Source organism: Halorubrum sp. SD683, from assembly GCF_002135045.1.
GTDB classification, from domain to species: Archaea; Halobacteriota; Halobacteria; order Halobacteriales; family Haloferacaceae; genus Halorubrum; species Halorubrum ezzemoulense.
The window spans coordinates 1-4,463 of record NZ_NEWJ01000120.1 but is presented as its reverse complement, the minus strand read 5'-3'; the positions used below and the strand labels follow the sequence as shown (position 1 = coordinate 4,463).

Annotated in this window: 3 protein-coding genes; 2 read left to right on the top strand and 1 reads right to left on the bottom strand. The window is 69.7% G+C overall.

Annotated elements, in window-relative coordinates; genetic code table 11:
• Positions 1-431 precede the first annotated feature (431 nt).
• On the bottom strand, positions 432-2,186 hold the full coding sequence (locus B9G49_RS15690) for an ATPase, T2SS/T4P/T4SS family (protein ID WP_086216995.1): 1,755 nt from the start codon (positions 2,184-2,186) through the stop codon (positions 432-434).
• Positions 2,187-2,527: 341 nt separating this feature from the next.
• Between B9G49_RS15690 and B9G49_RS15685 the strand changes: the two genes are divergently transcribed.
• Both B9G49_RS15685 and B9G49_RS15680 read left to right on the top strand, forming a co-directional pair.
• Positions 2,528-3,613: a sulfite exporter TauE/SafE family protein gene (locus tag B9G49_RS15685; RefSeq protein ID WP_086216994.1), complete on the top strand. Its 1,086-nt coding sequence runs from the start codon at positions 2,528-2,530 to the stop codon at positions 3,611-3,613.
• 92 nt (positions 3,614-3,705) lie between these two features.
• A partial coding sequence (locus B9G49_RS15680; RefSeq protein ID WP_143414726.1) for an alcohol dehydrogenase catalytic domain-containing protein occupies positions 3,706-4,463 on the top strand: 758 nt, incomplete at its 3' end.

Here is a 4,463-nt window from a genome sequence, read left to right as displayed (position 1 = left end):
CGACCGATTCCGACCCAAACACATCTAGCGGAATCATCCGTGTCGGACACCGCTGACGCGGTGTCCTTGTCCTCTTCGACACGACAGCGACAGCTCGCCAGTATCAACAATCTCCTACAGAAGAGCGTCTGCCTATTATCGCTGTGACGGATTTGTGTACGTAATAGTTCACACACCGTGGTCGTGTTGTTCGCGCTCGCGCTTCCCATCTTCCTCGTTGCGGTCGCTACTGCCGCAGTCTCTGGGTTCACCCTGTTATTGCTCGCCGGCGAGGTGTACCTTCGAGTCGTCGGCACCACCAACTACACCCGGCTCTCACTCGATGTTATATATCTGCTCGCCGGCGTGTCCTACACCTTGGGGACGGACTCGGCGTCGTCGTCGTCTCAACCGTTGGTACGTACAGTAATTTGTACTAGCATCGCAACACTTTAGCCGGTGTTCAGGCTCTCCGCGAAGGTCTCGAAGCTCTCCGGGGTGTTGATCTCGGCGATGATCTCGACGTCCGGGTTGAGGTAGTTGGCCTCGGTCATCAGCTCGGCCATTCCCACCGACTTGTAGGCGTCCTCGTGGTCGCGCGTGGTGAGCGAGACGCCCGTCTCGTGGGGGAGCCGGACCTCGCGGGAGCCCTCGTCGACGGAGACCGGTCGGGCGTCGAACGGGATGAACGGCGCGTGGGCGTTGAGCAGCGTCGTCTTGCCGACCCCTGTCGGTCCGGCGAAGAGGACGACCCCGCGGTGTTCGTACAGCAGCCACAGCAGCGTCACGAGGTCGATCGACAGGGTCCCGCGCTCGATCAGGTCGACCGGGGTGAGCGCGTCTGCGCGCTGCTTCCGGATCGAGACGTGCGGGCCGCCCTCGGAGATGACCGGGAGCGCCACCGCACACCGGATCGTCTGCGGCACGCCGTCGAGTTCGAGGTTCACCTTCGCTGAGGGCGTCGAGGCGTTGAGCTCCGTCCCGTCGCGGGCGGCGATTCCCGTGACGACGTCGACGAACGTCGTCTCGTCCTCGAACGCGAGGTTCGTCGGGATCCGAGAGCCGACCGCCGGGGCCTCGCCGTCACCCCGGCTCGCGGCGGCGGAACGGCCCGTCTCGTCCGCCGCGCCGGAGAGGACGGACGCGCGCGGGACGACCTTCACGCGCTCTCCGACCCGGTTCGCCTCCACGTCTTCGAGGTGCGGGTCGCGGATCGGGACCGTGAGGATCCCCTCGCCGACGAAGTCGCGCAGCACGTAGTACGCGAGGTCGTCGAGCCGGTCGCGGGCGAACCGCGAGTCGACGGGCGGCGCGACGAGCCCCCGGTCCGCGAGCGCCGACCTCGCCCGGTACGCGGCGGCGTCGAGCCACGCCCGGGTGTTGCGCGCGGTCAGCCGCCGCGAGAGGAAGCGGCGGGCGCGGGCGGCGACGAACGACTCCCGATCCTCGATCACGTCGCTGACGGTCGTCTCCCAGATCCGCGACTTACACTCCTCGATGAGCTCCTCGTCGCCGGGCAGAAGGTCCGGCTCTAGCACGGCGTACTTCGTCTCGAACGCGTCCGAGCCGAGCAGCCGCTCGCGGTAGAGGACCACCTCGACCGCGAGCCCGGCGAACTCGACGGCGTACTGCGCGAGCCGCTCGGCCGCCACGCGTTCGACGTAGTCGGCGTCGGCGTCGATCCCCGTCTCCAGCGGCGCGAACGTCTCGGTGTGGACGACAAGCTCGCGGTTGTCGCCCACGTCGGCCACCTCGATCCGGTCGTCCAAGGCGATCGGCGTGAGCGCGCCGAGCAGCCGGAACTCACGCAGCGCGTGGTAGTCGATCCGTCGACGCGCGGCGGCGCTCGCGTCCACCAACCGGTCGATCGCCTCCGCGTACTTCGGCTCGAACCCGGCCTCGGCGCGCTCGACGACCCCGACCCGGGTGAGCGGGCGACGGTGCCGCACTGCGGAGAAGCGGTCCCGGACGCGGTCGAGCGCGCGCTCGTCCCCGACCGACAGCGGCGGTTCGCGGGCGTCGTAGCCGAACCGCCCGCCGTCGCGCTCGCGGACGGTCGCCACCACGCCGGGGGCGGCCTCGTACTGCGCCCGGACGTCCGGGGCGTACCACGCCTCGGGGTCGTCCGGCGGCACCGGCGCGGGGACCGCACCGCTCGACCCCTCGTCGGGCTCGTCGACGATCCGGAGGGTCGCTCCGTCGCTCACCGCCCCGTCCTCCGGCTCCGCCGGTCCGCAGTCGTCGTCTCTCCGCTCATCGCGTCTATCGCGCGCGGCGGGCGCGTCGCCGTCCCCGAGACGCCGTGCGCCGCGGTCCCGAGATCCCGTGTCATCGTTCGATCCGCGGGTGATCTACGGCTCCGTTTAACCGTTTCTTTTCTGTCACTGTCCATTCATTTCACGCCGCGAAAACGTGCGCTCGTCCGGTCGGATATCGAAGGTGCGGTACCCGCTCCGACGCGCTCCGCGACGGTGACGATCGATCATCACTATCGTGACGTGTGAAAACGCATTTATTCGTCTCCCCGTAACCCGCGTTCCACGCCTCAATGAGCACGTCACTGTCGAGCGACGTTCAGCGCGCCTTTCTGCGCTATCAGCACGTCTTCGTCTTCCTCGCCCCCCTCGCGTTCGTCGGGGGCGTGTACGCCTTCGCGCCGACGCCCGCCGACGCCGGCGTCGGCTACTGGACCGAGTACTGGTGGCTGTTCGCGGTCTTCACCGCCGGCGCCACGATCGTCAACACCGTCGGGATCAGCGGGTCGGCGCTGTTCGTGCCGTTCCTCATCTTCGCCTTCCCGCTGGTCGCCTACCCGCTGGAGCCGACGACGCTGGTGAAGATCGGCCTCATCAGCGAGTCGTTCGGGCTGTCGAGTTCGTCGCTCGCGTTCATCCAGTACGGGCTCGTCGACCGCCGGCTCTCACTCTCGCTCGTGTTGGGCGGCGTCCCGTTCGTCGTCGGCGGGGCGCTCCTCTCGTTCGTGATCCCCGAACCGGTGTTCCACGCGCTGTTGGGGGTCGCGCTTCTGGCGGCCTCGTACCTGCTGTTCAAGGCCAACTTGGCCCACGGCGACCCCACCGAGAGCGGGGGTGACGAGGAGGTCGCGACCGACGGCGGCTCGTCACCGGATCTCCCCGACGACGACAACAAGCTCGGGCCGGCAGGCGTCGACACCGACGAGTCCGGCACCGTCACCCGGGTCGACCGCGACGGCGACGACTACACCTACTCCCGCGGCGGCTACCTCGAACGGTTCCTCAACTACAGCGTCGGCGGGGTGTTCCAGGGGCTCGCCGGCTTCGGGATCGGCGAGCTCGGGATCATCTCGATGCTCCGGACCCAGGTCCCGGTCCGCGTGGCGATCGGCACCAACCACATCGTCGTCGCGACGACTGCCGTCTTGGCGTCCGTCGTCCACGTGTTCGGCGGCGGACTGGTCGGCGGCCACACGATGGACCTGGCGACGACGCCGTGGAACATGGTCGTCTGGACGGTCCCGGCGACGACGCTCGGCGGGCAGATCGCCCCGTACGTCTCGACCGCGCTGGACACCGGGACGATCAAGGCGGGCGTGGGCGGCCTGTTCGCGGTCATCGCAGTCGCGCTGTTCGCGATGGCCGCCGGCGGGATCTGAGGGCTGACGCCCCCCGCCGCCGACCGGTCGTATCGCCGCCGGCGTCAGCTTCTTGATCGTCTCGACCGGAGCGTGTTCCGATGACGGACACCATGCGTGCCGCGGTCGTGCCGGAGCCCGGAGCCGAGTTCGAACTCGTGGAGCGCGACGTGCCGGAACCGGACCCCGACGAGGTCCGGGTCGCCGTCGAGGCGTGCGGGATCTGCCGCAGCGACGAGTTCGTCGTCGAGGGCGGCTATCCCGGCGTGGACTACCCGCGCGTCCCCGGCCACGAGGTCGCCGGGCGCGTCGACGCGGTCGGCGCCGATGTCGACGCGTGGGAGCCGGGCGAGCGCGTCGGCGCGGGGTGGCACGGCGGCCACTGTTTCACCTGCGAGCCGTGTCGCCGCGGGCAGTTCCTTCAGTGCGAGAATGCCGAGATCACCGGGCTCACGTTCGACGGCGGCTACGCCGAGTACGCCACCGTCCCCGCCGAGGCGCTGGCGGCGATCCCGGACGGCCTCGACGCTGTCGACGCCGCCCCGCTGCTTTGCGCCGGGATCACCACCTACAACGCCCTGCGTAACTCCGACGCCCGCGCCGGCGACCTCGTCGCCGTCGTCGGCGTCGGCGGGCTCGGTCACCTCGCGGTCCAGTACGCGCACGCCGCCGGCTACGAGACGGTCGCGATCTCGCGTACCCCCGAGAAGGAGCCGCTCGCGAGGGACCTCGGGGCCGACCACTTCGTGAACGCCGCGGAGTCGGACCCGGCCGCGCGGCTCTCGGAGCTGGGCGGCGCGAGCGTCGTCCTCACGACCGCCCCCGCGAGCGACGCCATCGAGTCGGTCGTGGGTTGGCTCGGGATCGACGG